This window comes from Cellulomonas biazotea (genome assembly GCF_004306155.1).
In the GTDB taxonomy this organism is placed as follows: Bacteria; Actinomycetota; Actinomycetes; order Actinomycetales; family Cellulomonadaceae; genus Cellulomonas; species Cellulomonas biazotea.
Genome location: NZ_BIMR01000446.1, coordinates 1 through 3,601, shown reverse-complemented (window position 1 = coordinate 3,601; position 3,601 = coordinate 1). Strand labels below are relative to the sequence as shown.

Genomic DNA, 3,601 nt, shown 5'->3' with positions numbered 1-3,601 from the left:
GGCCGGCCTCACGCTGACGCAGTGGACCTGATCCGCTGACGGCGACGGCCCCCGACCGGCAGGACCGGTCGGGGGCCGTCGTCCGTCCTGGGGCGTCGGGCCGTCGCGCGGTCAGCCCTCGACCAGGTGGGCGCTCAGCCCTCGACCAGGCGCCCGTCCGCGATGCGCAGGACGCGGTCCGCGAGCGACATCATCAGCGGGTCGTGCGTCGAGACGATCGCCGTCATGCCCTCGGCCTCGACGACCGCGCGCAGCAACGCCATGACGGCCGTGCCGGTCTCGGTGTCGAGCTGCCCGGTCGGCTCGTCCGCGACCAGCAGGCGTGGGGAGTTCGCGAGCGACCGGGCGATCGCGACGCGCTGCTGCTGACCGCCCGACATCTCGCCCGGGCGCTGCTGCGCGTGCGAGCCGAGACCCACGAGGTCGAGCAGCAGCTCGACGCGGGCCTCGCGGTCCGCCGCGGGGAGCTTGCGCAGCCGCAGCGGGACGCCGACGTTCTCTGCCGCCGACAGCACCGGGACCAGGCCGAACGTCTGGAAGACGAACGACACGACGTCGCGCCGCAGCTCGACCAGGCCGCCCTCGTCGAGGGACGACACCTCGCGGCCGTCGACCACGACGCGCCCGGCGTCGGGCTTGTCGAGGCCGCCGATGATGTTGAGCAGCGTCGTCTTGCCCGATCCCGAGCGGCCGACGAGCGCGACGAGCTCTCCGGGGGCGATCGTGAACGACACGTCCTGCAGCGCGTGCACCGCGCCCGCGCCCGTGCCGTACGTCCGGCCCACGTGCTCGACGCTCACCAGGGCCGGGCCCGGGCGGGTCGCCGCACCCGCCGGTGCGTCCGTCGTCGTGGTCATCGCTCCTCCTGCCCGTCCGTGCCGTGAGTCGTGCCGGCACCGGCGCCCGGTCCCGCGGCGGGCCCGCCGGTGGGACCGGCCGGTCGGTCCGGCCACACCGAGACGTGCGACGACTCCAGCGCCAGACGCACCTTGCCGACCAGGTCGAGCGCCTCGCGGTACTCGCGGGGCAGCTGGACGCGGCCCGCACGGTCGAGGACCGCGAACTCCTCGGCGACGACGTGCTCGGTGCCGTCGTCCGCGGTGTGGGTGCGGCGCACGACCTCGGAGCTCGTCCGGCCGTCGCGGATCGCGATCGTGCGCTGCACGTGCTCGCTCACCCCGGAGTCGTGCGTCACGACGACGACCGTCGTGCCGAGCTCGCGGTTGACGGTGCGCAGCCCCTCGAGGACGTCGTGCGACGTCGCGGTGTCGAGCTCGCCGGTCGGCTCGTCGGCGAACAGCACGCGGGGGCTGTTGGCCAGTGCGACGGCGATCGCGACGCGCTGCTGCTCGCCGCCGGACATCTGGCTGGGCCGTCGCTGCGCGCAGTAGCCGACGCCGAGGACGTCGAGCAGCTGGGCGGCCCGCTGGGCGCGTACCTTCCGCCGGACACCGGCGAGCGCGAGCGGGAACTCCACGTTCTCGGTCGCCGTCAGGTACGGGACGATGTTGCGCGCCGTCTGCTGCCACACGAAGCCGACCATCGACCGGCGGTATGCGACGCGCTGCTTCGCGGTCATCGACATGAGGTCCCACGGGCCGACGCGCACGCGCCCCGCGGTCGGCACGTCGAGCCCGGACAGGACCGAGAGCAGGGTCGACTTGCCGGAGCCCGACGCCCCGACGATCGCGACGAGCTCGCCGTCCTCGACGAGCAGGTCGAGCCCCTGCAGCGCCTGCACCTCGACGCCCTCGGACTGGTAGATCCGCACGAGCGAGTCGCACACGATGAGCGCGTCCTCGCCGAACGCACCGGTGCGGCGGCGGGCGCGCTCCTCGAGCGTGACGAGGGACGGCCCGTCGAGCGTCTGCGTGGCGTTCACGAGGACCTCCGGTGGGTGGGGGACGGGGACGTGCGGTGGGCCGGTCGCGACCGCGGGCCGGGTGGCGGACCCGGTGGCGGACCCGGTGGCGGACCGTACCGACCCGGCGGCGAGGTCGAGGCGCGAGCCGGCACACGCGGCGGCGTCGGCGGGGCGGTCATCGCTCGCCCACCCGCAGCACCTCGCCGAGCCGCTCGCGGCGGTGCGCGGCGGACTCGACCAGGACCGCGACCACGAGGCTCAGCGCGACGACGGCCGCCGCCCCGACGACCGGCCACCAGGACAGCCGCAGCTCCGCGGTGCCCGGCGCGCCGGTCAGCAGGTCGAGCCCGAGCGCGTCGGTCAGCGCCCACGGCACGGCGATGCCGATCGCCGTCCCGAGGAGCACGGCCGTGACGGCGAGCGGGGCGAGCTCGCCGAGCGTGAGGGCACGGGCGGTCCGGGCGTCGAGACCCTGCGTGCGCAGAGCGGACAGGGTCCGGCCGCGCTCGCGGGACGTCGCGACGACCGTGAGGGCGAGCGCCACGGCCGCGTACAGCGCGAGGACGACGGCCGAGCCGAGCAGCAGCAGCGCGAGGCCGGCACCGATCGGCGACGTCCGCGCCTGGTCGAGCCAGGCGTCACGGACGGTGACGTCGACACCGGGGACGTCGTCGAGGCCGGCGGCCGCCACGGCGTCGCGGGCGCCCGGGCCGTCGAGCAGCACGGTCGTCACCTGCACGGCCTTCCCGGTGACCTGCTCGAGGAGGGTGCGGTCGACGACGAACACGGGCTGCAGCGCGCGCTCGGCCGCGACGTCCGGCTCCTCGTCGCTCACGGGGAACCGCGGCAGCGACGCGACCGTGCCGCGCACGTCGAGCGGCACGAACTCCTCCGCCGCCATGAACTCGGGCTCGATGATCTGCGCCGTGCGGACCAGGTCCGGGTCGAGGAGCGTCGGCAGGCCGTCCGCCGAGGCGGTCGACAGCTCGTCCCAGCCGTCCACCGGCTCGCCGCGGTCCGCGAGGATGCGCGCCAGGTCGTCGGTGTCGACGATGACGAGCCGCGCCTTGACGCCGCTCGACGTCCCGAAGGAGCGGCCCAGCTGCTCGGTCGCGGCCGCCGCGGCGGTCAGGCCGGGGGCGCCGCGCAGCGCGTCGACCTGCTCGACGGTCAGTCGTCCGTCGACGCGCACGTCGGCCCCCACGACGACCTCGGCGGCGACGGCCTGCCCGTCGCGGACCGTGACGGCCACCGTCCCGCAGAACACGACGAGCGCGACCGCGGTGGTGAGCGTGAGGAGCGGGACCATCGTGCCGGAGGCGCGCGCGGCGCGGGCCGTCGCGACGACCCCGACGAGTCCCCGCCGGCGCGCGGTCGCGCGGGACAGCAGGCGCAGCACCGGGGGCAGCACGCGGGCGGCGACCACGGTCGCCGCGGCGGCCAGCAGCGCGGGAGCTGCCGAGAGCAGCGGGTCGACGCCGCGGTCCGACGGGAGCAGCCCGCGACCGCGGACCGACACGACGGCCGCCACGGCGAGCGCGACGAACGCGATCTCGGCAGTGGCGCGCCGGGCGCCCTTGCGGCGCGCGATCCGCTCGCGGTCGCTGCGGTTGGCGGGCTGGCGCGCACCGGTCCACGCCCGGCGCACGACGAGGGCGGACGCGACCGCGGGGGCCAGCACCGCGACCGCGGTGACCGTCGCGGCGACGGTCAGGCCGCTGGTCGGGCCCGGCAGGG

General features: G+C 76.3%; 3 protein-coding genes. All 3 read right to left on the bottom strand.

Going from position 1 to position 3,601, the window contains the following annotated elements:
- Window positions 1–134: 134 nt before the first annotated feature.
- Entirely contained in the window at window positions 135–857 is a 723-nt protein-coding gene (locus tag CBZ_RS19995) for an ABC transporter ATP-binding protein (protein WP_130783181.1), read from the bottom strand.
- The gene (locus CBZ_RS19990; protein WP_246013571.1) at window positions 854–1,882 is read right to left on the bottom strand and encodes an ABC transporter ATP-binding protein; all 1,029 of its coding nucleotides are present in this window, start codon (window positions 1,880–1,882) and stop codon (window positions 854–856) included. The genes CBZ_RS19995 and CBZ_RS19990 overlap by 4 nt, the downstream gene beginning before the upstream one ends.
- 157 nt (window positions 1,883–2,039) lie before the next feature.
- Window positions 2,040–3,601: FtsX-like permease family protein (locus CBZ_RS19985; protein WP_130783180.1), on the bottom strand; the 1,562-nt coding region annotated here is incomplete at its 5' end.

Coding starts and splice junctions, on each gene's coding strand:
- CBZ_RS19995 (WP_130783181.1), bottom strand. CDS start 857: ATGACCACGACGACGGACGCACCGGCGGGTGCGGCGACCCGCCCGGGC.